The organism is Ideonella sp. A 288 (genome assembly GCF_002198735.1).
GTDB lineage: Bacteria > Pseudomonadota > Gammaproteobacteria > Burkholderiales > Burkholderiaceae_C > Pseudaquabacterium.
The window spans coordinates 88,317-112,656 of record NZ_MWLO01000139.1 but is presented as its reverse complement, the minus strand read 5'-3'; the positions used below and the strand labels follow the sequence as shown (position 1 = coordinate 112,656).

The following is a 24,340-nucleotide window of genomic DNA, read 5'->3' as shown; positions in this document are numbered from 1 at the left end:
TCACGGTAACAGCCGAATGGCGCGCTGTCTGCCCCCCAAAAGTATGGGCGGCACACCCTGAACAAGGGGGCGCGCCACAATCCGGCCACGCACTGCAGACCACCCATGCCCACCGCCCCCGACCCGCTCCAGACCTTTGCCGACGCCCTGGCGGCCGCCTTGACCGACGGCAGTTTCGTCAAGGCCGTGCTGTCGCGCTACCACGGCACGGAGGCCGGGCTGCAGCGCATCGACCTGCGCCGCGTGCGCCTGCGCGACGAGCCGCACCTGCAGTGGGTGCTGCACCACAGCACCCGCGACCTCACCCGCAACACCCCGCTGGCCGATGCCGCGGCCCAGGTGCGCGCGCAACTCGGCGCCGAGGGGTTCCGCAGCGCCCACCTCGACACCCGCGACGGCCATGCCGAGCTGACGATCGGCCAGCGCGGCACGGCCCACCTGCGCCAGCGCCCGCGGCCGGCGGAGTCGTCGGCCGACGTCCCAGCCCCGGTCGACGAGGCCCACAACCGCGAGAAGCGCCGCCCGCTGTCGCTCGATCGGCCCTTCCTGGCCGAGCTGGGCGTCACCACCGCGCAGCACGCGCTGGTGCCGGCGATGGCGCGCAAGTGGAAGCAGATCAACCGCTTCATCGAGGTCATCGGCAGCGCGCTCGACGCCTCGCGGCTGGCCACGGCGCCGGCGCTGCACATCGTCGATTTCGGCTGCGGCAAGGGCTACCTCACCTTCGCCGTGCACGACTGGCTGCGCCACGCCCGGGGCGTGCAGGCGCAGGTGACCGGCGTCGAACTGCGGCCCGACATGGTGAGCCTGTGCCAGGGGGTGATCGACCGGCTCGGGCTGCAGGGCCTGCGCATCGAGCAGGGCGACGTGCGCAGCTGGCACCCGCGCGACGTCAACGTGGTGATCGCCCTGCACGCCTGCGACATGGCCACCGACCACGCCATCGACCTGGGCATCCGCGGCGGCGCCGACATCATCGTGTGCTCGCCCTGCTGCCACAAGCAGATCCGGCCGCAGTTGCTCAGCCCGCACCCGCTGCGGCCCATCCTGCAGCACGGCGTGCACCTGGGCCAGGAGGCCGAGATGCTGACCGACGGCCTGCGCGCCATGCTGCTCGAGGCGATGGGCTACGACACCCAGGTGTTCGAGTTCATCTCGCTGGAGCACACCAACAAGAACAAGATGATCCTGGCCGTCAAGCGCGCCCAGCCGAACTCCGCGCAGCCCGTGCTGGCCCAGATCGCCGAGGTCAAGGCCTTCTACGGCATCCGCGAACAGTGCCTCGAAACATTGCTGCAAGACCGCCTGGCGCGGCTGCCGGAGCCGGTCGCCGACAATCCGGCATGACCGAGACCCCAGGCGATTCCTTCAGCCAGCTGCCGCTGGCCCCCCAGGTGCTGGCCAACCTGCAGCACCTGGGCTACGAGCGCATGACGCCGATCCAGGCCGCCAGCCTGCCCTTGGCACTGGCAGGCCACGACATCATCGCGCAGGCCAAGACCGGCAGCGGCAAGACCGCGTCCTTTGCGCTGCCGCTGCTGGCCAACCTGAACGTGCGGCGCTTCGCGGTGCAGGCGCTGGTGCTGTGCCCGACGCGCGAACTGGCCGACCAGGTGACGCAGGAGATCCGCCGCCTGGCCCGCGCCGAGGAGAACATCAAGGCCCTGACCCTTTGCGGCGGCGCGACGATGCGGCCGCAACTGGCCAGCCTGGAGCACGGCGCGCACATCGTCGTCGGCACGCCGGGCCGCATCCTCGACCACCTGCAGCGCGGCAGCCTGCAGCTCGATGCGCTGAACACCCTGGTGCTCGACGAGGCCGACCGCATGCTGGACATGGGCTTCTCGGACGACATCTCGGCCATCCTGAAGCTGTGCCCGGCCAAGCGCCAGACGCTGATGTTCTCGGCCACCTACCCCGATGGCGTCACCACGCTGGCGCGCAAGCACATGCGCGATCCCAAGGAGGTGCGGCTGGCCGCCCGCCACGCGGCCGGCAAGATCCGCCAGCGCTTCTACGAGGTGACGGAATCGCAGCGCCTGCACGCCGTGGGCCTGCTGCTCGACCATTTCCGGCCGGTCAGCACGCTGGCCTTCTGCAACACCAAGCAGCAGTGCCGCGACCTGGTGGCGGTGCTGCAGGCCACCGGCATCGTGGCGCTCGAGCTGCATGGCGATCTCGACCAGCGCGACCGCGACCAGGTGCTGGTGCAGTTTGCCAACCGCAGCTGCTCGGTGCTGGTGGCCACCGACGTGGCCGCGCGCGGGCTGGACATCGCCCAGCTCGAGGCCGTGATCAACGTCGACATCACGCCCGAGCCCGAACTGCACACCCACCGCGTCGGCCGCACCGGCCGTGCCGACGAAGCCGGCTGGGCCTTCAGCCTGGCCAGCCTCGACGAGATGGGCCGCGTCGGCCGCATCGAGGAGATGCAGGGCACGCCGAGCGAGTTCCACCCCCTGGCCGAACTGGTGCCGGCCGCCGGCGAGCCGCTGCGCCCGCCGATGGTGACGCTGCAGATCCTGGGCGGCCGCAAGGAAAAGATCCGCGCCGGCGACGTGCTGGGCGCGCTCACCAAGGACCTGGGCTTCGACGCCGCCAAGATCGGCAAGATCAACGTCAACGAGTTCTCCACCTACGTGGCGGTGGACCGGTCGATCGCCGCGGACGCGTTGCGCGGCCTGAACGCCGGCCGCGTCAAGGGCAAATCGGTGAAGGTCCGGCGGCTGTGAGCCGCGCCATCCGCGCGCCCCACCCTTCGCACGCGCCGCCATGGCCGCCCAGGCGCTGACGCCGCAGGCCTTCGTCACGCTGCTGCTGCTGGCGTGCATGTTCGGCGGCAACCACGTTGCTGCACGCGTCGCGCTGGACCACGGCGTGGACGTGGCCACCGCGGTGGCGGTGCGCAGCCTGTCCACCGCGCTGGTGGTGGGGCTGATCGTGTGGGTGAACCGACTGCCGCTGGCGATGAAGCCCCGCCACCTGCGGGTGATGCCGGCGATCAGCCTGCTGGTGGCCCTGCAGAGCGCCTGCATCTACTCGTCGGTGGCGCGCATCCCCGTCGGGCTGGCGCTGCTGGCCTTCAACACCTACCCGCTGTGGACAGCCGCGGCCGCCTGGGCCCTGTACCGCCATCGGCCCGAGCGCGCGGTGCTGCTGGCCATGCCGGTGATCCTGGTCGGGCTGGGCCTGGCGCTGGACGTGACCGGGGCCGCGTCGGGCCTGGGCGCCCAGGCCCAGTGGGGCCGCATGGGCGCCGGCGTGGCCTTCGCCATCGTCGCCGCCGCCGCCTTCGGCCTGGTGCTGGCGCTGACCCAACACGAGGTGGCCGATCTCGACGGCCGCTGGCGCACGACCATGACCATGGCCATGGTCGGCCTGCTGGCGCTGGCCGGCACCGCCACGCAAGGCGGCCTGCACTGGCCCGACGCCAGCGCCGGCTGGTGGGGCCTGGCCCTGCTGAGCCTGCTCTACGGCACCGCCTTCACGGTGCTCTTCACGCTGCTGCCCAAGCTGGGCGTGGTGGGCAATTCACCGATCCTCAACGTGGAACCGGTGGCCGCGCTGGCGCTGGCCTGGCCGGTGCTGGGCCAGGCGGTGACGCCGGTGCAGGGCGTGGGCGCGCTGCTGGTCGTCGGCGCGGTGATGGCGCTGGGGCTGCGGCGACGCTGACGCGTCACTCGGGCATCAGCCGCCGCGGCGCGCCGCCGCCGTTCCACTGCCACAGGCTGCCGTCGCGGCGCCGCGCGATGGTCGCGGTGTCGCCGGCGGCCACCTCGGCCACCCCGTCCATCAGCTGGGTCGGCACGATGCCGAAGCCTTCACCCCAGCCCCACAGGCTGCCATCGGCGCGCAGGGCCACCGAATGCCGAGAACCGGTGGCGATGGCCACGGCGCGCTCGAAGATCGGCCCCCAACGGTCGGCCTTGTCGCCCAGGCCATGCGACGACAAGGGGCCGAAGCGGTTGCCGCCGGTGCCCATCACCGTGCCGTCGCGCCGCAGGTGGAGGGCATGGCCAGTGTGGGCGCGCACGGCCACCACACCGTCGGCCGTGGCCACCGGCTCGGCCGTGGCCTGCAGCCGCCCATCGCCGTACTGCCCGCGGTGGGCCAGCCCCTGCACCCACAGCCGGCCGTCGGCGGTGACGTGGTAGTCGGCACTGTCGCCGACGCAGGCATCGACCACCGGCTCGGCCACGCGCCGCGGCGCCGCGATGCCGACGCCGTGCCACAGCACCCGGTGCGCGTCGATGGCGCGCCAGCCGGACGCGCCGGCGGCAAACGATGCCACGCCGCGCATCAGCACCACGGCCGGCGTGGCCGGGTCGGTGAAGGTGGCCAGCGTGCCGTCGCGCTGGAGCACGAAGTACGCGTCCTTCGACACCCCCACCTGACGCACGCCGTCGAGCAGGCGCCTCGGCACGCCGGTGCCGGTCCAGCCATGGGCCACGCCATCGACGAGGGCCATGTGGCGGTCGTAGTACGACGCGAGCCCGGGGCTCGAGCTGTCGGCGCCGGCAGGGGCAGAGGACATCAGCAGGGTGAGGGCCACCATGGCGGTGGGATGTCGCATGGCGTCGATGCCAGTGCCGTGTTCGACGGTGCCGGCGGGTGCCGCCCGACCGTCAGTGGCGTGGGCGCCCGCGCGCCTGCCACAGCGGCCGCTGGCCTTTCAGCTGGCGCTCGATGCCGTCGTTGAGCTGTGCGCGCATCGCCAGCACCTCGGGCACCTCGCCGTAGATGCCGGGAAAGCGCAGGTCGAGCCACAGCCACAGCGTGCAGGAGCGCAGGGCCTGCTCCATGCGGTCGAGGCGGCTGTGGCCGTCCACCGAATCCAGGAACCACGGCGTGCCGGCCTTGCCCGTGCGCGCATGGGAATGCGCCCAGTCGAGGAACTGCGTCACCTGCGCCGGCGTGCGCGAGTCCACCGGCGCCTGCGAGTAGATGAATCGCTCGCGCAGCGGCAGCGCCGCGGCCTGCTCGTCCAGCGCACCGGCCAGTTCGATCATCGCGTCGAGGTCGGCCACCGCGAAGTGGGCGTTGTCCAGCGCCAGTTGGTCGCGGAACACCTCCAGCACCTCGCGCAGCTTGCGCTTGCCCAGGCGGTCGGCGATGGTCTCCACATGCCAGGGGTTCGGTGCCACCGGGGCCTTGAAGTCGCGGGGCGCGCGCGGGCTGCGCGGCAGCAGGTCCTTCAGCGTGCGGGCGGCGCTGGCCTCGGCCTCGCGCAACACGCCGACGAAGCCCTCCTCGTGGATGCCGAAGCGGCCGGCGCGGCCGGCGATCTGGTGCACCTCGGACACCGACAGCGGCCGGTCGGCCTCACCGTCGAACTTGACCAGCGTGCTGAACAGCACCCGCCGGATCGGCAGGTTCAGGCCCATACCGATGGCGTCGGTGGCCACCAGGATCTGCGACTCGCCACCGGCGAAGCGCTCGGCCTCGCGGCGCCGCACCTCCGGCGGCAGCGCGCCGTAGATCACCGACACCGACTTGCCGTTGGCCGCCGCCTGGTCGCGCAGCATCAGCACGTCGCGCCGACTGAAGGCCACCACCGCATCGCCCTCGCGCAGCGCGGCGATCGGCACCGCGGCGTGCAGCAGTTCCACATGCTGCTTGCGCTCGAACTGGCGCACCGTGCAGCGCTCGCCGCACAGGCCCAGCAGGTTCTCGATCGCCGACACCGCGAAGCTCGAGCAGATGACGATCACCTCGTTGGCCGGCACACCGACGATGGCCTGCGTCCACGCCCAGCCCCGGCTGCTGTCGAACACCATCTGCGCTTCGTCGATCACCGCCACGTCGATGGCCCGGCGGGTGTTGACCATCTCGATGGTGCTGGACACCACGCGCGCCCCGTCGGCCGGCACGTTCTCCTCGCCGGTGAGCAGGCTGCAGGGCACGCCGCGGGCCACCAGGCGGTCGCGTCCTTCGAGCGCCAGCAGGCGCAGCGGCGCCAGGTAGGCACCATCCTCGCACTGTGCCAGGCGCTCGAAGGCGGCGTGGGTCTTGCCACTGTTGGGCGGACCGACGTAGAGCGTCACCGTGCGCTGCAGCTGCCGCGCCAGCGTGAAGCTGTCGGGGTAGCCCTGGAAGGCCAGCTCGCGGGTCAGCCCGGCCAGCGTGGCCTGCTCGTTGACCTGGTGCTCCCAGCGATCTTGCGCGCGGGTGCAGGCAGCCAGCAGATCGGCCAGCGGCTGCGGCGTCGAGCACTCGGATTGCAGGCGCGGCAGCAGCGCGTCGAGCTGCTGCGGGCTGTGCATCGCGCTGCGCGCCAGCAGGCCCTGCAGGTGTGCCCGCAGCTCGGCGGCCTGCGGGTGCGGCGGCACCGGGCCCAGCGCCGCGCGCAGCGCCACGCCGTCGCCCGTGCGGTAGAAATCCCACACCGGCTGCGCCGCCACCGGCACGCGGAACGCCACGGCCAGCGACCACGGCTCGTCCTGGCCCGGCACCTCGATCGACAGGGCCTGCGACACCAGGCGGTCCCAGCGAGTGCCCTGGCGCGACAGGCCCAGCGTGTCGAGCACCGTGGTGCGCTCGGCCATCAGCGGCCGCACGCCCGGTCGGGTGCCCACCTCGTCGAGGTGGCGCAGCGCCGCCGCCATGGCGTCCGGCGCGATCCAGCGGCTGGGCCGGTGCTCGGCCAAGGCCTTCTGCAGCAGGATCAGGCCCTCGGCCTCGAAACGCACTTCGGCCTCGCGCGGCGGCAGGTCGTCGCAATCGAGGGGTGTCAGCGTCTGCGGCAGCAGGTAGGCGGCCTGGCGGATGCGCTCGGCCGACGCGGGGTCGATGCCCGCCGGCAGGCGCTGCACATGCCGCGGGTTGGGCAGGCTCAGCTGCGGCGCGGGCTTGCGCGAGGTGTCGGGCGGGGTGTCAGTCATAGGCATGGAGGGCCAGCGCCAGGCGTTGGCGCACAGCGTCGCGCAGGGAATCAGGCTCGATGACCCGGACCTGCTCGCCCTGGCGCAGCACGTCCATGACCAGCTCGGTCTCGTCCACGTAGGGCAACTTCAGTTCATAGCCGCCGTCGTCGAGGCGACGGCCCTGTTGCTCGGGATGCCACTGCTCCTGGCTGATCCAGCGAGCGGCCTGGGCGGTGAAATGCAGCACGGCCCAGCGCTTCTGTCCGCCGGCGTAGATGCCGTAGCCGGCGTCCATCTCGGCCTCGACCTGGCGCATCGGCACTTCCTTGGCCAGCTGGTCGCCAATGCTGGCCACCTGCACCGCATCGAGCGCGAAGCGCAGCAGCCGCTCGCGCGTGTGGCACCAGGCGTCGAGGTACCAGGTGCTGCGGTAGTGCACCAGGCGCTGTGGCGAGACCTCGCGCTCGCTCACTTCGCCTCGGGTGCGGGTGAGGTAGCGCATGTGCAGGCGTCGGCGCCGCAGCAAGGCCTCGCCGACACGCTCGAAATGCTCGCTGGCCACCGGACGGCGCAGCGCACTGACGATGCGCACGCGCCGCATCAACGCGTGGGCGTCGTCTTCGCCGCCCGGGCCCAGCAGGTCGTGGATGCGGTCGAGCAGCGGCTGCAGGTGGCGGCTGAGCAGGCCATCGCTGTCGAGTTCGCTCAGCAACTGGTGCGCCATCAGCAGCGAATACAGCTCGCGCTCGTTGAACCACAGGCCCGGCAGCTCATGCTTCTGGCTGCGGTACTCGCTGCCGAAGCGGTAGCCGTTGCCTTCGCGGTCGTAGACGATGGGGGCGCCCAGCCGGTCGCGCAGGTACTCGAGGTCGCGCTTGAGCGTGGCGGCCGACACCTCCAGTTCCTGCAACAGGCTCGCGAAGCTCACCAGGCCCTTGTGGCGGATGAGCATCTCGATCTTGTACAGGCGGGCGGTGTTGGCCAGGGAAACGCTCCGGGGACGGCGACTTGCCGTCGCCGCAGTCTGCCACAGGGGTTTCCCAGCCACCCCGCGAGCCGCGCACGCGATCGCGCGCGGGTGGCTCACGCTTTGAGCCACCTGGCCCGGAGACTTCGCTCAGCCGGGGTGTCCCGGCGCCGCGCCCCCAGGAGCTTCGACATGGCCCAAGCCGCCCTTCCTTTCGACACCCCCGTCGCCGCGCACCGCCCGACCGTGGCGCTGCGCCTTCACGCCCCCGACGCCGGCACGCCGGTCGACCCGGTGGCCTGGGCCATCGGCCGCGACCACGCCCGTCATCGCCTCACCCCGCCGATGGCCCACCTGCAGGCTGAGAGCCCCGTGCACCAGGGCTGGCGCAACGGCCGTGCGGTGTTCGGCGGGCGCACCCTGCCCGCCACGCCCTGGGTGCGCCGCTGGCTGCAGTTGCGCCTGGCGGCCTGGATGGACGGTCGCGTGTTCGAGGACGTGCAGGTGACGCCGCAGTTCCTGCGCCAGATCGCCGTCGACACCTGCCCGGTCACCCGGGAGCCGATCACCGACGACGGGGCCCGGGTCGTGCGCCTGTGCGACCGCGCCGGTGTGGCGGCGGGCAACCTGGCCACGCTGAGCGCACGGGCGGCCGGCGCCAAGGCCACGCTCGGCTGGGACGAGGCCCTGGCGGTCGCCGATCGGTTGGCGGCCGATGGCGCGGGCAGCGCCGACACGCTGGCCGCCGCCGAATGGTCCCGGCTGGGCGTGCTGATGAGCTTCGCGACGCCGCTGCCGCACCACGTGGCCGCCACGGTGCCGCTGCGCCTGCTGCCGCCCAACCGCGTGCGCGTGCTCAACCCGGTGCAGGCCGTGCAGGTGATGCTGACCCTGCAGTTCTTGCACGCGGGCTATGCGCGCCGGCTGGTGACGCTGGCCGCACTGATGCCCACGAGCGAGCTGCGCCAGGCCTTCCAGGTGTTCATGCACACGCTGCTGGCCCGGCGGCTGTCGGCGGGACAGGCCGCCGACCGCACGGTACTGCGGCAGGCGCTGGAGGACAGTTGGGCCGACCCGCTCGTCCATCGCCGCTGGCAGCGGCTGGCACTGCGCCTGACCTCGGCCGACTGCGAACGGCTGCTGCAGCGGGCGGCGTCGCGCGATCTGGCGACCCCAGGGGCCACCTGGCTGAGCCTCGACCACGCCACCGACGGCTGGGCGCTCGCGACTTCAGGCCGGGTTCAGGTGCCGGCGACCGTCTGCCACGACGCCGGAGGCGCCGACAGGCCGATGCCGGGCAGCGACCGCAAGCGCGGCTCGCAGAAGCTGGCCAACTGCGCGGTGGTGACGGCCTTGGGCGCGTTCCAGTAACGCCGGGCCGCCCCCACGCTGGTGGCCAGGCATTCGAGCACGGGTGGCCCTGGCGAGAAATGCAGCAGCGCATTGCCCAGCCGCAGCAGGGCCACCGTGGGCTGCTGCCGGGCACCGGCCACCGCCATCGCGCCGGCAATCGACTGCAGCATGGCATCCACCCGCACCTGCGCAGACCAGCGTTCGCGCTCGACGAACTGCCGCTCGGTGTGGCGGTAGGTCAGGCACAGCAGCCCGTTGCCGTGCTCGAGCACGGCGTCGACGACCGCGGACAGGTCACCCGCCACGAACGACTGCCGTTGCTGCGGCTCGCCGATCAGCCGGGGTCGCGCCCGGGTGAACACCGGGAGATAGCGTTCCACGAAGCTGACGCGCGCATCGACCTCGTCCGGGTCGAAAAAGTGCACGCGCATCTCGATGCCGAGTTGAACGCGGGTGTCGTGCCAGCCCAGCGCACCGGACTTGAGGTCGTCGCTCATCGGGTTCCCCTGGTTCAGCCCGTTGGCGTCAGGGCCGCGCAGACGCCGCGGCCATCGGTGCCTTGACCATCGGGCCGCGCCGTTCGAGCGTCGACGACGCCAGCCACAGGGCGCCGGCCAGGGCCGAGGCAAGCACCAGCACGCGCAACACCTGGTAGGTCCAGTCGGCCTCGCGGCCGGTGTGCGGAGACGGATCGGGGTCGCGCGGCGCCGCCCCGGCGGCCTCCGCGGTCGTGGCCTCGGCGATCGCCGGTGCCGCGGCTGGCGACTCGCTCGGGTCGAGCAGCACCCAGCGGATGTCGCCGACGCCGTCTTCGCTCAGTGTGTTGGCGATCTGGATGTGGATCATGGTGGCTCGTCAGGAGCGGCTCAGGCACCGAAGACGCTGACCCTGGCCGAGGCGGGGGCCACGGCATCGATCCTGGCGCGGTCTGGCTGCACTTCGGACGAGCGCAGGCCCATCGCCAGCGAGCGCGGCAGTTGCCGCTCCAGCGCCAGACGGATCGCGGCGATGGTCACGCCGGCCGCGAACCCGAAGCCGGCAAAGATCGCCGCCAGCGACGCATTGCCCGGCACGCCGCGAAACACGGCGAAGCCGATCAGCGCAAAGCCGCAGCCCCAGCCGATGCCGGCCAGCAGCAGGAGCAGGAAGGTGTCCAGGCGTGTCATGACCCTTGGTTTCGGCGCCGCCGGGCAAATCTTGAGCGGCTATCCTTGCCGACCATGACCCCTTCACTGCCCCCACGCACGCCCGACGAGCAGGCGCGGCTCGATGCCGAACTCACCGACCTGGTGGAACACAAGATCAGGTTCAACGAGGTGCTGGGCCTGAAGGTGCAGGCGCTGCGGCCGCGCTTCCTGGTGCGCTTCGACATGCGCCCCGAACTGATCGGGCACTTCCACTACGGCCGCCTGCACGGCGGCGTGATTTCGGCCGCGCTCGATGCCATGGGCGGCTGCGCGCTGATGCTGGCCGTGGCCGAGCGGCACCCGTCGGACAGCGCCGAACAGGTGATGCACCGCTTCCTGAAGGTCGGCACCATCGACCTGCGGGTGGACTTCCTGCGCCAAGGCATGGGCCAGCACTTCATCGCGTCGGCCGAGGTGACCCGGCTGGGCGGCCGCGTCGGCTCGACGCAGATGCAGCTGGTCTCCGACGACGGCACGCTGATCGCCACGGCGGCGGCGGCCTACATCGTGAGCTGACGATGCGCACCACCGCGTTCCTGGCCGCGGCCATCGCCCTCGCCTCGGCGGTGGCACCGGCGATCGCCCAGCGCGCCGTCACGCCCCGTGCGCCACTGGCCGCCGACGAGGTGGCCCACATCGATGTGTTCAGGCGCCTGTCCCCCAGCGTGGTGCACATCACCACGCTCGAACTCGAGCGCGACTTCTTTTCGCGCAACGTGCAGCAGGTGCCGCGTGGCACCGGCACCGGCTTCATGTGGGACACGGCGGGCCACATCGTCACCAACTTCCACGTCATCCAGGGCGGCAGCGGCGCCACGGTGACACTGGCCGACCAGAGCGTGCACCGGGCCACGCTGGTCGGCGTGTTCGCCGACCGTGACCTCGCCGTGCTCAAGATCGATGCGCCGCGCGACAAGCTCACACCCGTGCCCATCGGCACCAGCCGCGACCTGGTGGTCGGGCAGAGGGTCTATGCCATCGGCAACCCGTTCGGGCTCGACCAGACGCTGACCACCGGCATCGTCAGCGCGCTGAACCGCGAGATCGACTCCGCCAACAACCGCACCATCCGCGGCGCGATCCAGACCGACGCCGCCATCAACCCCGGCAACTCCGGCGGCCCGCTGCTCGATTCTGCCGGCCGCCTGATCGGCGTGAACACCGCGATCTACAGCCCCTCGGGCGCCAGCGCCGGCATCGGCTTCGCCATCCCGGTCGACGAGGTCAACCGCATCGTGCCGCGCCTGATCCGCGACGGCCGCATCACCCGGCCGTCGCTGGGCATCTCGTCGGCCAACGAGGCCGTGCACCGTGCGCTGCGCCTGCCCGATGGCCTGGCGGTGGTGCGCGTGTCGCCGGGCAGCCCGGCGGCCAAGGCAGGGCTGCAGCCGTTCGCGCGCGCGGCCGACGGCAGCATCGTGCCGGGCGACGTGATCACCGCCATCGACAACGAGCCGGTGAAGAGCCTCGACGACATGCTCACCGTGCTGGAAAGGCACCAGCCCGGCGACACCGTCAGCCTGACGCTGTCGCGCGGCGGCCGCACCCGCAAGCAGAACGCGACACTGGCCGCGGGCGACTGAGCCGTCCCTCCCGCCCCGCGGCCCCCTCGGAGACGCCCATGCCCACGCCCGACACCGTCCGCTCCCACTACCGCATCTGCCCCTTGTGCGAGGCCTGCTGCGGCCTCGAGGTGCGCACCGAGGGCCGTCGGGTGGTGGGCATCCGGGGCCTGGACGCCGACCCGTTCAGCGCCGGCTATGTCTGTCCGAAGGCCTATGCGCTGAAGGACCTGCACGACGATCCCGACCGCCTGCGGACCCCGCTCATCAAGCGCGATGGGCGCCGTGTGCCGGCCACCTGGGACGAGGCTTTCGCCGAGATCGATCGCCGCCTGCCGCCACTGCTGGCCGAGCACGGCCGCGACGCGGTGGCGCTGAGCGTGGGCAACCCGGCGGCGCACAAGATGGGGCTGCTGCTGTACTTCGCCCGACTGGCACGCGCGCTGGGCACTAAGAACGTGTTCTCGGCCAGCACGCTCGACCAGATGCCCAAGCAGCTGCAGTCGGGCCTGATGTACGGGCACTGGCTGTCGGTGGCCCTGCCCGACCTGCCGCGCACCGACCTGATGCTGGTGATCGGCGCCAACCCGATGGCCAGCAACGGCAGCATGTGGACGGTGCCCGACTTCCGCGGCAAGGCCAAGGCGCTGCGGGCCCGGGGTGGGCGCCTGGTGGTGATCGACCCGCGCCGCACCGAGACCGCCGAGGTCGCCGACGAGCACCACTTCATCCGCCCCGGCGCCGACGTGTTCCTGCTGGCGGCGATGGTGCGCACGCTGTTCGACGAGGACCTGGTGCGGCTGGGCCGGGCGGCCGATCACGTGGCCGGCGTCGACGCAGTGCGCGACGCGGTGGCCGGCTTCACGCCCGAGCGCGCCGCTGCGCGCTGCGGCATCGGCGCCGACACGATCCGTCGGCTCGCACGCCAACTGGCCGCGGCGCCGCGCGCCTGCGTCTACGGCCGCATCGGCACCTGCACCCAGGCCTACGGCACGCTGGCCTCGTGGCTCATCGACGTGCTCAACGTGCTGACCGGCCGACTCGACGAGCCCGGCGGCGTGATGTTCGCCAAGGCGCCCGCGTTCGCCGCCAACACCGCCGGGCCCCCGGGCCGCGGTCGTGGCGTATCGACCGGCCGCCACCGCGCCCGCGTCAGCGGCGCGCCCGAGGTGTTCGGCGAACTGCCGATCAACGCGCTGGCCGAAGAGATCGAGACGGCCGGCCCCGGCCAGGTGCGCGCGCTGATCACCGTGGCCAGCAACCCGGTGCTGTCGGCGCCGAACGGTGCCCGCCTGGCCCGGGCCCTGGACGGGCTGGACTTCATGGTCAGCCTGGACATCTACCTCAACGAGACGACGCGCCACGCCGATGTCGTGCTGCCGGGCCTGTCGCCGCTGGAGGAAGGCCACTACGACATCGCCTTCCCGCAACTGAGCTGGCGCAACCAGGCGCGCTACAGCGCGGCGGTGTTCGAGCCCCCGGTCGGGCACCTGCCCGACTGGCAGAGCCTGTTGAAGCTGACGGCCATCGTGCGCGGCCGTGGGGCCGGCGCCGATGTGCAGGCCCTGGACGACGAGTTGGCAGCCGACGACGTGCGGCGCATGGCGGGTGACCAGGCCGACAGCGTGCTGCAGTCGGTGGGCCGCTGGACCGGCCCCGAGCGGCTGGTCGACCTGGCGCTGCGCAGCGGCCCGCATGGCGACCGCTTCGGCGTCGTGCCCGACGGCCTGACGCTGGCCAGGCTGGCCGACACGCCCGGCGGCATCGACCTGGGCGAGTTGCAGCCGCGCCTGCCCGAGGTGCTGCGCACGCCCAGCGGCCGGGTCGAGCTGGCCCCGCCGCTGCTGCTGGCCGACCTGCCGCGGGCGCTGGCCGACCTGGACGCTCCGAGCCCACCAATGGTCATCATCGGCCGGCGCGACGTGCGCTCGAACAACAGCTGGATGCACAACCTGCCGACCCTGGCCAAGGGGCCGCAGCGCTGCACGCTGCTCGTGCACCCCGACGACGCGGCCCGCCTGGGCCTGGCCGACGGCGCGCTGGCCCGCATCCGCCGCGGCGATGCGCACATCGAGGCGCCGGTGGCGCTCAGCACCGCGATGATGCCCGGCGTGGTGAGCCTGCCGCACGGCTGGGGGCACGACCTGCCGGGGGTGCGCCTGGGCCTGGCCGCCGAGCGGCCCGGCGCCAACCTCAATGCGGTGCTCGACGAGTCGCAGATGGACCCGCTGTCGGGCAACGCCGTGCTGTCCGGCGTGGCGGTCGAGGTGATGCCGGCGCCGCCCGGCGGCTGACGCCCGATCAGGCGGCCGTGGCCGAGGACTCGGCCGCCGCGGCCGTCAGCCGCGCCACCGCGTCGCCCGCATCGTCGGCCGCCAGCAGCGCCTGTTGGATCTGGGCCGGCGACAGCGCGCCATCCGGGTAGCCTGCCGCCAGCGCATCGGCCTGGGCCACCGCGCTCGGGTGGAAGCGCAGGAACAGCGCGCGCAACTGGGCGGCGGTGGCGTTGCCCAGGCGCAGTTCCAGGTCGATGCGGCCCGGGCGGATCAGCGCCGCATCGAGTTGTTCGCGGTGATTGGTGGTCAGCACCACGATGCGGCCTTCCTGCGCGGCCACACCGTCCAGTGCATTGAGCAGGCCCGAGAAGCTGACCTCGATGCGCTGGTCGAGCGTGCGCCGCGCGCTGAAGAAAGCGTCGATGTCCTCGATGAGGATCAGCGACCGCGTTGGCGTGCGCTGCAGCAGGTCGGCCAGCGTGTGGTCGTTGAGCTTCGGGTTGGTCAGCGACAGCGCGCACAGCTTCAGGCGCAGCTCACCGGCCAGCGCGTAGGCCACGCTCGTCTTGCCAGTGCCCGGCGGCCCGTGCAGCAGGTAGCCGCGCCGCCACGGGATGCCCAGGCCGGCGTACCACTCGCGGCGGTCGAAGAACTCGTGGATGTCGTCGTGCAGCAGCCGCGCCACGCCGGGGTCCAGCACCACCGAGTCCAGGCTGCGCAGCGGCTTGGTGTCGGCCAGGTGCCATTGCTCGCCCCAACGGTCCACGGTGTACAGCGCCAGCCGGTTGGCGCGGCGTGCACCGGCATGCTGCAGCACGGTCTCGAACAGCGCCTCCAGCGCGCGGCGCGGCGCGAACAGCGCGCCGATGCGCACCGTCTCGATGACCTGCAGGTTCATGGCGATCTCGCGCTGCAGCCACATCAGCCGGCCGTCGTGCCAGAAGAGGTGGAAGCCCGGCGCCGGGCTGTACGCGAGCTGCGGCGAGCCGTCCTCGCCCTCGGCCGCATCGGCCACCGGCGGCGCGGCCTGGATCACCGTGAACCAGCGGCTGCGCTGGCCGAAGCGCTGGTCGTTGAGCCAGGCGACGAAGGCCGGGAACAGGTCGTTGCGGCTGTCGATGACCGCGGTGACGACGAAGGCCCGCTGCAGCTGCGACCACAGCGCCGCCGGCACGCTGCGCAGCGAGGCGGCCACCACACCGATCAGGCCCAGTGCCACGGCGCCGGCCACCACCTGGTTGTCCAGCTGGGCCTTCAGGGCCGTGACGAGGGCGTCCCACATGGGGACGGGATGTTAGGCGAAGCCCGGCGCACCGGGGCGCACCGCACTTGAGATACGCTCGCCCCGCATCCGGCCCCGCGCGCCGATGCACCGCCCCAATGCCCAGGAGAGACAAGCCCATGCCCAGACACCGCCTCGCCCTGCTGCTCGTCGTGGCCGCCCTGCTGGGCGCCTGCAGCACCGTGAAGAACCCGGTCACCGGCCAGGACGAGCGCACGGTGATGGACGAGCGCAGCGAGATCGCCGAAGGCGCCAAGGGCCACGCCGAGGTGCTGAAGGAGTACCCGCTGCTGTCCAATCCGCCGCTGCAGGCCTATGTCGACGACATCGGCCAGCGGCTGGCTCGCCAGTCGCACCGGGCCGGCCTGAAGTGGACCTTCACCGTGCTGGACAGCCCCGAGGTCAATGCCTTTGCGCTGCCGGGCGGCTATGTCTACGTCACCCGCGGCATCCTGGCCTACCTGGACAGCGAGGCCGACCTGGCCGGCGTGCTGGGCCACGAGATCGGCCACGTCACCGCGCGCCACGGTGCCCAGCGGGCGACGCGCGCCCAGGCCGCGGGCATCGGCGTGTTCGCCGCCACCGTGCTGGGCGCGGTGCTCGAGAGCGGCGGGGTCTCCGGCGCCGGCAACATGGCCGGGCAGCTGTCGCAGGCCGCCGCGGCCGGCTTCATCGCCAGCTACAGCCGCGACCAGGAACTGCAGGCCGACCAGCTCGGCGCCGAGTACCTGGCCCGCACCCGGTACGACCCGAGCAACATGGTCGACGTGATCCGCACGCTGCGCGACCAGGATTTGTTCCGTGCCGACGTGGCCAAGGCCGAAGGCCGGCCCGCGCCGCAACAGGCCAACTGGCTGTCGTCGCACCCCAGCGGCGAGCAGCGGCTGGCCGAGATCGCCCGGCGCGCCGCGGCCTACAAGGGCAGCTACGACGACGACGGCCGGGCGCGCTACCTGAAGGCCATCGAGGCCATCCCCTTCGGCGAGAGCCGCGAGCAGGGCGTCACCCGCGGCCGGCATTTCTTCCACGAGCCGCTGGGCGTGGCGCTGACCGCCCCGGCCCAGTGGAGCATCCAGAACGACACCGAGGCCATCACGCTGGTCAATGCGGCCGGCGACGCGGCGCTGGTGGTGCGCCTGGTGCCGTCCCAGGCCGGCGCCACGCACGACGAAATCGTGCGCAACCTGATCAAGCCCGAGCAAGTGCGCAGCGAGCGGCGCACGCTGGGCGGCGGTCTGTCGGCCACGCACCTCACCGGCAGCCGCCGCAATGCGCAGGGCCAGGCGCAGGGTTTCGAGCTCACCCTCGCCACCGGGCCGGGCAACCGCCACTACCTGATGTCCTACGCCGCCAAGGACGCCGCGGCGCTGGAGCGGTCGCGCGCCGGCCTGCGCGAGGCCGAGGCCAGCTTCCGCCTGATCGGCGAAGCCGAGCGTGCCGCCGCGCGGTCGTGGGAGATCCGCCTGGTGCCGCTGCCGGCCGGGGGCTTCGACGAACTGGCCCGGCGCTCGCCGCTGGGCCCGCATGCCCGCGCCCAGCTGCTGCTGCTCAACGGCAGCTACAGCGGCCAGGCGGTGACGCCAGGGCGCCTGGTCAAGGTGGTGCAGGTGCGCTGAAACCGGCCGCCCAGCGGGCCGCGCCGGGCGCGGTGCGTTACGATCCGCGCCCGAAGCACCGGCCCGGCCGCCGGCTGCACCTGGAGCCCCCATGCAAGTCGTCTGCCTCGACCTCGAAGGCGTGCTGATCCCCGAGATCTGGATCGAATTCTCCAAGCGCACCGGCATCGCCGAGTTCATGCGCACCACCCGCGACGAGCCGGACTACGACAAGCTGATGCGCTTCCGCATCGGCCTGCTGGCCCAGCACAAGCTCAAGCTGGCCGACATCCAGGACGTGATCGGCGGCATGGCGCCGATGGACGGCGCCAAGGCCTTCCTCGACGACCTGCGCTCGCGCTTCCAGGTGATCATCCTGTCGGACACGTTCTACGAGTTCGCCGACCCGATGATGCGGCAGCTGGGCAGGCCCACGCTGTTCTGCCACAAGCTGGTGATCGACGCGGCCGGCTTCGTGGCCGACTACAAGCTGCGCCAGCCCAACCAGAAGGCCCATGCCGTCAATGCGCTGAAGGGCCTGAACTTCCAGGTCATCGCGGCCGGCGACTCGTACAACGACACCGGCATGCTGGGCGCGGCCGACGCCGGCTTCTTCATCCACCCGCCCGAAAGCATCGTCGCGCAGTTCCCGCAGTTCCCGGTGAACCGCAGCTATGCCGAGCTGAAGGCGTCGATCGACGGCGCCGCGGCGAGGCTGCTGGCCGCGGCCTGACGGGCGGCACGCGGCCATGGCCTCGCGCCAGGCGATCGAACTGCTGGCCCCGGCGCGCGACGCCGACATCGGCATTGCCGCGGTCGACCACGGCGCCGACGCGGTGTACATCGGCGGCCCCGACTTCGGCGCCCGCGCCAATGCCGGCAACACGGTGGCCGACATCGAGCGGCTGTGCCGGCATGCCCACCGCTACGGCGCGCGCATCTTCGTCACGCTCAACACCATCCTGCGCGACGACGAGCTCGAACCCGCCCGCCGGCTGGCCTGGCAGCTGCACGAGGCCGGTGCCGATGCGCTGATCGTGCAGGACATGGGCCTGCTCGAACTCGACCTGCCGCCGCTGCAGTTGCATGCCAGCACGCAGACCGACATCCGCACGCCCGAGAAGGCGCGCTTCCTGCAGGACGTGGGCTTCTCGCAGATGGTGCTGGCGCGCGAGCTGTCGCTGCCGCAGATCCGCGCGGTGGCCGCGCAGGTGCAGCAGGCCACGCTCGAGTTCTTCATCCACGGCGCGCTGTGCGTGGCCTACAGCGGGCAGTGCTTCATCAGCCATGCCCACACCGGCCGCAGCGCCAACCGCGGCAACTGCTCGCAGGAATGCCGGCTGCCCTACACGGTGACCGACGCGCAGGGGCGCATCGTGGCCCACGACAAGCACGTGCTCTCGCTGAAGGACAACAACCAGAGCGACAACCTGCGCGCGCTGGTCGACGCCGGCATCCGCAGCTTCAAGATCGAGGGCCGCTACAAGGACCTCGGCTACGTCAAGAACGTCACCGCCCACTACCGCCGCCTGGTCGACGACCTGCTCGACGGTGCGCCGGGCCTGCACCGGGCCTCGTCGGGCCGCTGCACCTTCTTCTTCACGCCCGACCCGGCGCGCAACTTCAACCGTGGCGCCACCGACTACTTCGTCAATGGCCGCCTCGAGGACATCGGCGCCTTCGACACGCCCAAGCACGCCGGCCTGGCGGTGGGCGAGGTGCTGCGCTGCGGCACCGACCACTTCGACGTGGTGCTGGCCGATGGCACCGAGGCCCTGGCCAACGGCGACGGCCTGACCTGGTGGGACCTGCAGGGCGAACTCAACGGCGTGCAGGTGAACGTGGCCAAGGCGCTGGACGCCGCCGCACGTCAGTGGCGGGTGTGGCCCAACGAGCCGATGGCCGACCTGCACGACTTGCGCCGGCACACCGCCGTGCACCGCAACCGCGACATGGCCTGGGACCGCGCGATGGACCGCAAGACCGCCGAGCGCCGCCTCGCGGTGGACCTGCGCCTGGACGAACTGCCCGACGGCCTGCTGCTGACGCTGACCGACGAGGACGGCCACGTCGGCCAGGCCGAAGCCCACCTGCCGTTGACACCAGCACGCGACGCGGCGCGCGCCGAGGCCGCGCTGCGCGACGCGCTGGGCAAGCTCGGCGCCACCGTGTTCGAGGCGCGGGAGCTGGACATCGCCACCTCGCAGGCCTGGTTCCTGCCGGCCGCGGCCGTCAACGGCCTGCGGCGTGACGCGGTGGCCGCCCTCGAGAGCGCGCGTGCAGCCGCGTTCGAGCGGCTGCCGCGCGCGACAGCGGTGGACCCGCCGGTGCGGTATCCCGACGACACGCTCAGCTACCTGGCCAACGTGTACAACCACCGGGCGCGAGACTTCTATGCCCGCCATGGCGTGAGGGTCATCGAGTCGGCCTACGAAAGCCACGAGACCCTGGGCGAAGCCAGCCTGATGATCACGAAGCACTGTGTGCGTTACTCGCTGAGCCTGTGCCCCAAGCAGGCCAAGGGCGTGACCGGCGTGCAGGGCACCCTGCGCGCCGAGCCGCTGACCCTGACGCACGGCGACGACACGCTCACGCTGCGCTTCGACTGCAAGCCCTGCGAGATGCATGTGGTCGGGCGGCTGCGCCGCAATGTGCTGCAGCAGGTGGTCGAGCAGCCGCTGCAGTTCTACCGCGCGCGTCCTCCCGCCTGAATCGCGGGGGAGCCCCCTCGTTCGAGGGGGCCAACACAGGGCATTCAGGGTGGTGTGGCAGGCCCCGATGTTGCTACCCTGTTCGTGGCGCAGTACCGGTCGTTTCGGACATCCCGAATCGACCGCAGGCCGCATTCCACAGTCGTGCGATCCGGGCCCACCGCCCGGCTGCCGTCTCCTCCATCCGACGAAAGGGCTAGCTCCATGTTCAACCCCTCCTGGGCCAGGTGCCTCACAAGCGCCGCGCTGTTGGCCGCCACCGCCGTACCGACGATCGCCTCGGCGGCGCTCGTCGACTTCGAGTCAGCGCCGCCCCTGACCGTGGTCGGACCGGGCCAGCCCGACGCCTCGTACACCGAATCGGGCGTGACCTTCACTCCGACGGGCAGCGACGCCATCGTCGATCTTTCATCCTGCGCGCCAGCGCTCGGCGAATCCTGCATCCGCAACAACTTCCTCAGCGTCTACCTCACGGCCCTCAATGGTGCGGAAGTCACCATCACGACGCAGCGCGCCTTCTCGATCGACGCCCTCGACGCCTCGTTCTTCCCGCTGCCAACGCCGGCGGGCATCTTCGCCAACTCACCGATGGGACTGAAGCTGGTCGGCACGCTGTGGGACGGTGGCTTGATCGAAACCACGCTCTCGCTGCTCGAGGCTCCGGGCGTTCCCGGTGACTTCGTGTTCAGCAGCTACGGCCTCCCGGGTTCGCCGCTGCTCCGTTCAATGACCCTGGGGGCCTGCGTCTTCATCGGAGCCGACTGCGTGCGCAGCGGTGTCGACTTCGATGCCGCCGGCTACCTGTTCAACGACCTGCAGTTCGCGATCGACAACCTGTCGCTGACGATCCCCGAACCATCGGCCCTGTGGCTGGTGGCCCTGAGTCTGGGCGGCCTGGCGTTCACCCGCCGCCGCTCTGCCCGATAACCCCGCTGCGCACAACGCAGGAGGAGAAGAATCGATGACGAAAACCCCATGGATCTGGGCCGCCGCACTGTTGATGGCCGCGGGTGCCGCCAGTGCGCAGCAGGCCGCGCGCAAGTCCTATATCGTGCAGCTGGTTGACCAGCCCGCTGCCGGCTACACCGGCTCGGTGCAGGGCTATGCCGCGACCAGGCCGGTGCTGGGCCAGAAGTTCAATGCACGTGCGGCCAACGTGCTGGCCTATCGCAACTACCTGAGCGGCCGCCAGTCCACCGTGCTGGCTTCGCTGGGCAACGTGCCGGTCACGCACCGTTACAGCGTGGCGTTCAACGGCTTCACGGCACTACTGACCGACACCGACGTCGCCAAGCTCAAAGCCAATGCCGGCGTGGCGGCCGTGTCCGAGGACACGCCCCGCACGGTCGACACCAGCCGCACGCCAGGGTTCCTGGGCCTCACCGGATCGGGTGGGCTGCATACCAACGGCGTCACCGGCGAGAACGTGATCATCGGCATCGTCGATGGCGGCATCACGCCCGAAAATCCGGCGTTCTCCGACAAGGTCGACGGCGCCGGCAAGCCCGTATCCAGCCACCTGCCGGGCACCGTCGTCTACAACCCGATCATCAACAGCCGCCCCTGGGCCGGCACCTGCCAGACCGGTCCCGGGTTCCCGGCCAGCGCCTGCAACAACAAGCTGATCGGCGCGCGCCACTTCCATGCCGGCTTCGACCAGTCGGGGCGCACACGCCAGTCAGTCGAGTTCCTGTCGCCGCGCGACGCCGACGGCCACGGCACCCACACCGCCTCCACTGCTGGCGGCAACGCCGGTGTCGAGTCGGTGGTCAACGGCTCGCCCAGCGGCATCATCAGCGGCATGGCGCCGCGGGCCCGCATCGCGGCCTACAAGGTCTGCTGGCTCTACAACGGCTCGGCGTTGGCCACCTGCTTCTCGAGCGACAGCGTCGCCGCCATCGACGCCGCGGTCGCCGACGGCGTGGATGTCATCAACTTCTCCATCAGCGGAACGCGCACCAACTTCGTTGACAGCGTCGAAGTGGCCTTCCTCTTTGCCGCGGATGCGGGCGTCTTCGTGGCGGCCTCGGCCGGCAACGAAGGCCCGGGCAACACCGTGGCGCACATGAGCCCCTGGCTCACGACAGTGGCCGCGTCCACGCACGATCGCCTGAACGTCGCCACCGTCACGCTTGGCAACGGCAGCACCTTCACCGGCCCCTCCCTGCAAGCCGCCGGTCTGCCCAGCAAGTCGCTGATCCTGTCGACCGAGGCAGGCGTCACGCCGCTCGCCGGTCTGACTGCGCTGCAACAGGCTGCGCTGCGGCTGTGCTTCTCCAACGCCGACCTGGCCGACGCCACGCTGCTGGGCGCAGCCGCCGGCCCGGCCGCCGCCCTCGACCCGGCAAAGGTCGCCGGCAAGATCGTCGTCTGCGACCGCGGCGCCAACGCCCGCGTCAACAAGAGCCTCGCCACGAAGGAGGCCGGCGGCGCAGGCACGATCGTGATCAACACGGCCGCCAACACGCTCAACGATGACGCGCATTTCGTGCCGACGGTCCACCTGTCTCACCTGTTCCGCACGACCGTCCGGACCTATGCCGCTGGCGGCGCCGGCACAGCCAGCCTCAGCGGCTCGGTGCTCGACCCGAGCGTGATCGCCCCGCAGATGGCTGCCTTCTCCTCGCGTGGCCCGAACCTGGCCAATCCCAACATCCTTAAGCCGGACATCACGGCGCCTGGCGTGAACATCCTGGCCGCGTACGCGCCGCCACTGGCCAATGCCGCCCAGACCGATGCCCAGATCGCCTTGGGCAACTACCCGGCGCCGTCCTTCAACTACCTGCAGGGCACGTCGATGTCCAGCCCGCACATCGCCGGCATGGCCGCACTGCTGAAGCAGGCCAAGCCGTCGTGGTCGCCAGCCGCCATCAAGTCGGCACTGATGACCACGGCCACCGGCGTGAAGCTGGGCAATGGCGCACCCGACACCGATCGATTCGGCTATGGAGCCGGCCATGCCAACCCGAACGCCGCGGCCGGCGTGGGCCTGGTCTACGACGCGGGCTTCCCGGACTACGCGGCCTTCCTGTGCGGACAAGGCCTGGTCAACCCGACCGGCGCCCTGTGCAATGCCTTCGGCTTCATCGCGCCGTGGGATCTGAACCTGGCCTCCTTGACCTCCGAAGTGGTGGGGCGCCAGACATTCCGCCGCACGGTCACCAACGTGAGCGCCAATCCGGCCAGCTATACGGCATCGGTCACGATGCCCGGCTTCTCGGTCTCGGTGTCGCCCGCTACGCTGGCCCTTCCTGCCGGCGGCAGTGGTAGCTTCACACTCACCGCGCAGCGCACGAATGCACCGCTCGGCGCCTGGGGCTTCGGCAACCTCGACTGGAGCGATGGCAGCAGCACGGTTCGCAGCCCGTTGACGCTGAAGCCGCTGTCACTGGCCGCGCCAGCGATCATCGCCGACAGACGTCTGCGCGCGAGCCACATCTTCACAGTGGGCACGGGTTATGACGGCACGCTGCGTTCGAGCACTGTCGGCTTGGTGCCGTCCACGCGCACGGGAGGATCGGTGAACTTCGGTGCCGACAACTGCACAGCCTCGTTCGACGTACCGGCGGGCGCCACTGCCTTGCGCATTGCGCTGTTCGACGGAGAAACCACCGGCAACGGTGATGACGACCTCGACCTCGAGGTCTACCGCGGGGCCACGCTGGCCACGGCCACGCTGGTTGGCAGCAGCGGTGGCACCACAGCAGATGAAACGGTGAGCATCGCCTCGCCTGCCGCAGGCAAGTACTGGGTCTGCGTCATCGGCTTCGGCACGAGCCGCAAGAATCCCGATGGAACCAATGCCACCAGCTCGAACTACACCCTGTCCAGTTGGGTCGTGGCCCCGGGCAAGGGATTGGCCAACACGCTGCGCGTCAGCACCCCGGCGACGGTGGTCACCGCGGGCACTGGCTCGGTGGCATTCTCCTGGGCGGTGGCCGCTGGTCAGCGCTACTTCACCACGGTGCAGTTCCTCGACGGTGCCAGCACGCCTGTGGGAAGCACCGCGCTGTACATCGATAGCGCGGCCGTCTTGACTCCGGCCCCGGCCAGCAGCAGCAAAGGCATGCAGAAGGCTGCCAAGTTGGCCGAACGCTGAACCTGTCCGGCACCGGCCGGCCTGTCGGGCCGGTCGTCGTCTTTCCCAACGGGCCACGCATGCGTGGCCCGTTGTCCATTCAGCACCAAATCAGTTGGCCAGAGGCCGAGGCCGCAGCACACAACGCCGATCGCGGCACACCGCACCAGGATCGGGGATCACCTGGCAGGTCGACATGATGCCGAAGCGCTCATTGCGCTGCCGCTGCATCACGGCCAGATCGTCGGCCAGCGCCTTCAGCACATCGGCCTTGCCGGAGGCCACAGACCAGGCCATCCAGCTTTCCGGGCCGCCGCACGAGCGGGCGCCGATCGGCAGGGTCCTGCACTGGGCATCGCTGGTGCAGGCCGCGTCGCCGATCTCGGCCTCGATGCGGCGGCGCTGCGCCGCCTCGAGCTCGAGACTGGCCTTCACCGTGGCCGCCCTCGACACCGCGGGCTCGCCC

19 protein-coding genes are annotated in these 24,340 nt (G+C 71.4%); 12 read left to right on the top strand and 7 right to left on the bottom strand.

All coding sequences use genetic code 11. From position 1 onward, the window contains the following. The first annotated feature begins 105 nt into the window (after window positions 1–105). The 3 genes from EOINJALH_RS21665 to EOINJALH_RS21655 are packed head-to-tail and all read left to right on the top strand — an operon-like array spanning window position 106 to window position 3,672. Window positions 106–1,347, top strand: a complete 1,242-nt coding sequence (locus EOINJALH_RS21665) for an SAM-dependent methyltransferase (RefSeq protein ID WP_088283998.1) — start codon at window positions 106–108, stop codon at window positions 1,345–1,347. Continuing rightward, window positions 1,344–2,732, top strand: a complete 1,389-nt coding sequence (gene dbpA / locus EOINJALH_RS21660; RefSeq protein ID WP_088283996.1) for an ATP-dependent RNA helicase DbpA — start codon at window positions 1,344–1,346, stop codon at window positions 2,730–2,732. The genes EOINJALH_RS21665 and dbpA overlap by 4 nt, the downstream gene beginning before the upstream one ends. A gap of 40 nt (window positions 2,733–2,772) precedes the next feature. After that, window positions 2,773–3,672 (top strand): DMT family transporter, encoded by a 900-nt coding sequence (locus tag EOINJALH_RS21655; protein WP_088283994.1) that lies wholly within the window; start codon window positions 2,773–2,775, stop codon window positions 3,670–3,672. Between the two features lie 4 nt (window positions 3,673–3,676). Here the strand turns inward: EOINJALH_RS21655 and EOINJALH_RS21650 are convergent, their stop codons facing one another. From EOINJALH_RS21650 to EOINJALH_RS21640, 3 genes are read right to left on the bottom strand one after another with little or no spacing between them, the layout of a single operon-like run. Continuing rightward, window positions 3,677–4,573, bottom strand: coding sequence for a hypothetical protein (locus EOINJALH_RS21650; RefSeq protein WP_088283992.1), 897 nt, complete (start codon window positions 4,571–4,573; stop codon window positions 3,677–3,679). Window positions 4,574–4,625: 52 nt separating this feature from the next. After that, window positions 4,626–6,881 carry a helicase-related protein gene (locus EOINJALH_RS21645; RefSeq protein WP_088283990.1) on the bottom strand — a complete coding sequence of 752 codons (2,256 nt, stop codon included), beginning with the start codon at window positions 6,879–6,881 and terminating at the stop codon, window positions 4,626–4,628. Further along, entirely contained in the window at window positions 6,874–7,830 is a 957-nt protein-coding gene (locus tag EOINJALH_RS21640; protein WP_255407134.1) for a YafY family protein, read from the bottom strand. Before EOINJALH_RS21640 ends, EOINJALH_RS21645 begins: the two co-directional genes overlap by 8 nt. Before the next feature lie 192 nt (window positions 7,831–8,022). On the opposite strand from EOINJALH_RS21640, the gene EOINJALH_RS21635 reads away from it, so the two are divergent. Then, a complete protein-coding gene (locus EOINJALH_RS21635) occupies window positions 8,023–9,201 on the top strand; it encodes a hypothetical protein (protein ID WP_088283988.1) in 1,179 nt (392 codons plus the stop codon). Window positions 9,202–9,708: 507 nt separating this feature from the next. Here EOINJALH_RS21635 and EOINJALH_RS21625 read toward each other — a convergent pair. Both EOINJALH_RS21625 and EOINJALH_RS21620 read right to left on the bottom strand, forming a co-directional pair. Next, a complete protein-coding gene (locus tag EOINJALH_RS21625; RefSeq protein WP_088283983.1) occupies window positions 9,709–10,029 on the bottom strand; it encodes a hypothetical protein in 321 nt (106 codons plus the stop codon). Window positions 10,030–10,049: 20 nt separating this feature from the next. Beyond that, window positions 10,050–10,349: a hypothetical protein gene (locus EOINJALH_RS21620; protein ID WP_088283981.1), complete on the bottom strand. Its 300-nt coding sequence runs from the start codon at window positions 10,347–10,349 to the stop codon at window positions 10,050–10,052. Window positions 10,350–10,403: 54 nt separating this feature from the next. On the opposite strand from EOINJALH_RS21620, the gene EOINJALH_RS21615 reads away from it, so the two are divergent. From EOINJALH_RS21615 to EOINJALH_RS21605, 3 genes are read left to right on the top strand one after another with little or no spacing between them, the layout of a single operon-like run. Further along, complete coding sequence (locus EOINJALH_RS21615) at window positions 10,404–10,886, top strand: thioesterase family protein (RefSeq protein ID WP_088283979.1); 483 nt, start codon at window positions 10,404–10,406, stop codon at window positions 10,884–10,886. Between the two features lie 2 nt (window positions 10,887–10,888). Then, complete coding sequence (locus EOINJALH_RS21610; RefSeq protein ID WP_088283977.1) at window positions 10,889–11,953, top strand: S1C family serine protease; 1,065 nt, start codon at window positions 10,889–10,891, stop codon at window positions 11,951–11,953. A gap of 38 nt (window positions 11,954–11,991) precedes the next feature. Then, entirely contained in the window at window positions 11,992–14,226 is a 2,235-nt protein-coding gene (locus tag EOINJALH_RS21605; protein ID WP_088283975.1) for a molybdopterin-dependent oxidoreductase, read from the top strand. A 7-nt stretch (window positions 14,227–14,233) separates the two neighbouring features. Here the strand turns inward: EOINJALH_RS21605 and EOINJALH_RS21600 are convergent, their stop codons facing one another. After that, a complete protein-coding gene (locus tag EOINJALH_RS21600) occupies window positions 14,234–15,490 on the bottom strand; it encodes an AAA family ATPase (RefSeq protein WP_088283973.1) in 1,257 nt (418 codons plus the stop codon). Between the two features lie 119 nt (window positions 15,491–15,609). Here EOINJALH_RS21600 and EOINJALH_RS21595 point away from each other — a divergent pair, with 119 nt between their 5' ends. From EOINJALH_RS21595 to EOINJALH_RS21575, 5 genes are all read left to right on the top strand, one after another. After that, entirely contained in the window at window positions 15,610–17,106 is a 1,497-nt protein-coding gene (locus EOINJALH_RS21595) for a M48 family metalloprotease (protein WP_088283971.1), read from the top strand. Window positions 17,107–17,197: 91 nt separating this feature from the next. Then, on the top strand, window positions 17,198–17,818 hold the full coding sequence (gene thrH, locus EOINJALH_RS21590; protein ID WP_088283969.1) for a bifunctional phosphoserine phosphatase/homoserine phosphotransferase ThrH: 621 nt from the start codon (window positions 17,198–17,200) through the stop codon (window positions 17,816–17,818). A gap of 16 nt (window positions 17,819–17,834) precedes the next feature. After that, window positions 17,835–19,796 (top strand): U32 family peptidase, encoded by a 1,962-nt coding sequence (locus tag EOINJALH_RS21585; RefSeq protein ID WP_088283967.1) that lies wholly within the window; start codon window positions 17,835–17,837, stop codon window positions 19,794–19,796. Between the two features lie 249 nt (window positions 19,797–20,045). Then, the gene (locus EOINJALH_RS21580) at window positions 20,046–20,723 is read left to right on the top strand and encodes an NF038120 family PEP-CTERM protein (protein WP_158219847.1); all 678 of its coding nucleotides are present in this window, start codon (window positions 20,046–20,048) and stop codon (window positions 20,721–20,723) included. A 34-nt stretch (window positions 20,724–20,757) separates the two neighbouring features. Beyond that, window positions 20,758–23,895, top strand: a complete 3,138-nt coding sequence (locus EOINJALH_RS21575; RefSeq protein WP_088283963.1) for a S8 family serine peptidase — start codon at window positions 20,758–20,760, stop codon at window positions 23,893–23,895. Between the two features lie 90 nt (window positions 23,896–23,985). Here EOINJALH_RS21575 and EOINJALH_RS21570 read toward each other — a convergent pair whose 3' ends face one another. Next, complete coding sequence (locus EOINJALH_RS21570; RefSeq protein WP_144290122.1) at window positions 23,986–24,327, bottom strand: hypothetical protein; 342 nt, start codon at window positions 24,325–24,327, stop codon at window positions 23,986–23,988. Window positions 24,328–24,340: the final 13 nt, after the last annotated feature.

What these genes read in the sequence shown, in the direction of transcription:
- EOINJALH_RS21665 (WP_088283998.1), top strand. Translation starts at nt 106, where the DNA reads ATGCCCACCGCCCCCGACCCGCTCCAGACCTTTGCCGACGCCCTGGCG.
- EOINJALH_RS21585 (WP_088283967.1), top strand. Translation starts at nt 17,835, where the DNA reads ATGGCCTCGCGCCAGGCGATCGAACTGCTGGCCCCGGCGCGCGACGCC.
- EOINJALH_RS21600 (WP_088283973.1), bottom strand. Translation starts at nt 15,490, where the DNA reads ATGTGGGACGCCCTCGTCACGGCCCTGAAGGCCCAGCTGGACAACCAG.
- EOINJALH_RS21650 (WP_088283992.1), bottom strand. Translation starts at nt 4,573, where the DNA reads ATGCGACATCCCACCGCCATGGTGGCCCTCACCCTGCTGATGTCCTCT.
- EOINJALH_RS21655 (WP_088283994.1), top strand. Translation starts at nt 2,773, where the DNA reads ATGGCCGCCCAGGCGCTGACGCCGCAGGCCTTCGTCACGCTGCTGCTG.
- EOINJALH_RS21610 (WP_088283977.1), top strand. Translation starts at nt 10,889, where the DNA reads ATGCGCACCACCGCGTTCCTGGCCGCGGCCATCGCCCTCGCCTCGGCG.
- EOINJALH_RS21620 (WP_088283981.1), bottom strand. Translation starts at nt 10,349, where the DNA reads ATGACACGCCTGGACACCTTCCTGCTCCTGCTGCTGGCCGGCATCGGC.
- EOINJALH_RS21605 (WP_088283975.1), top strand. Translation starts at nt 11,992, where the DNA reads ATGCCCACGCCCGACACCGTCCGCTCCCACTACCGCATCTGCCCCTTG.
- EOINJALH_RS21625 (WP_088283983.1), bottom strand. Translation starts at nt 10,029, where the DNA reads ATGATCCACATCCAGATCGCCAACACACTGAGCGAAGACGGCGTCGGC.
- EOINJALH_RS21615 (WP_088283979.1), top strand. Translation starts at nt 10,404, where the DNA reads ATGACCCCTTCACTGCCCCCACGCACGCCCGACGAGCAGGCGCGGCTC.
- EOINJALH_RS21635 (WP_088283988.1), top strand. Translation starts at nt 8,023, where the DNA reads ATGGCCCAAGCCGCCCTTCCTTTCGACACCCCCGTCGCCGCGCACCGC.
- thrH (WP_088283969.1), top strand. Translation starts at nt 17,198, where the DNA reads ATGCAAGTCGTCTGCCTCGACCTCGAAGGCGTGCTGATCCCCGAGATC.
- EOINJALH_RS21645 (WP_088283990.1), bottom strand. Translation starts at nt 6,881, where the DNA reads ATGACTGACACCCCGCCCGACACCTCGCGCAAGCCCGCGCCGCAGCTG.
- EOINJALH_RS21595 (WP_088283971.1), top strand. Translation starts at nt 15,610, where the DNA reads ATGCCCAGACACCGCCTCGCCCTGCTGCTCGTCGTGGCCGCCCTGCTG.
- EOINJALH_RS21575 (WP_088283963.1), top strand. Translation starts at nt 20,758, where the DNA reads ATGACGAAAACCCCATGGATCTGGGCCGCCGCACTGTTGATGGCCGCG.
- dbpA (WP_088283996.1), top strand. Translation starts at nt 1,344, where the DNA reads ATGACCGAGACCCCAGGCGATTCCTTCAGCCAGCTGCCGCTGGCCCCC.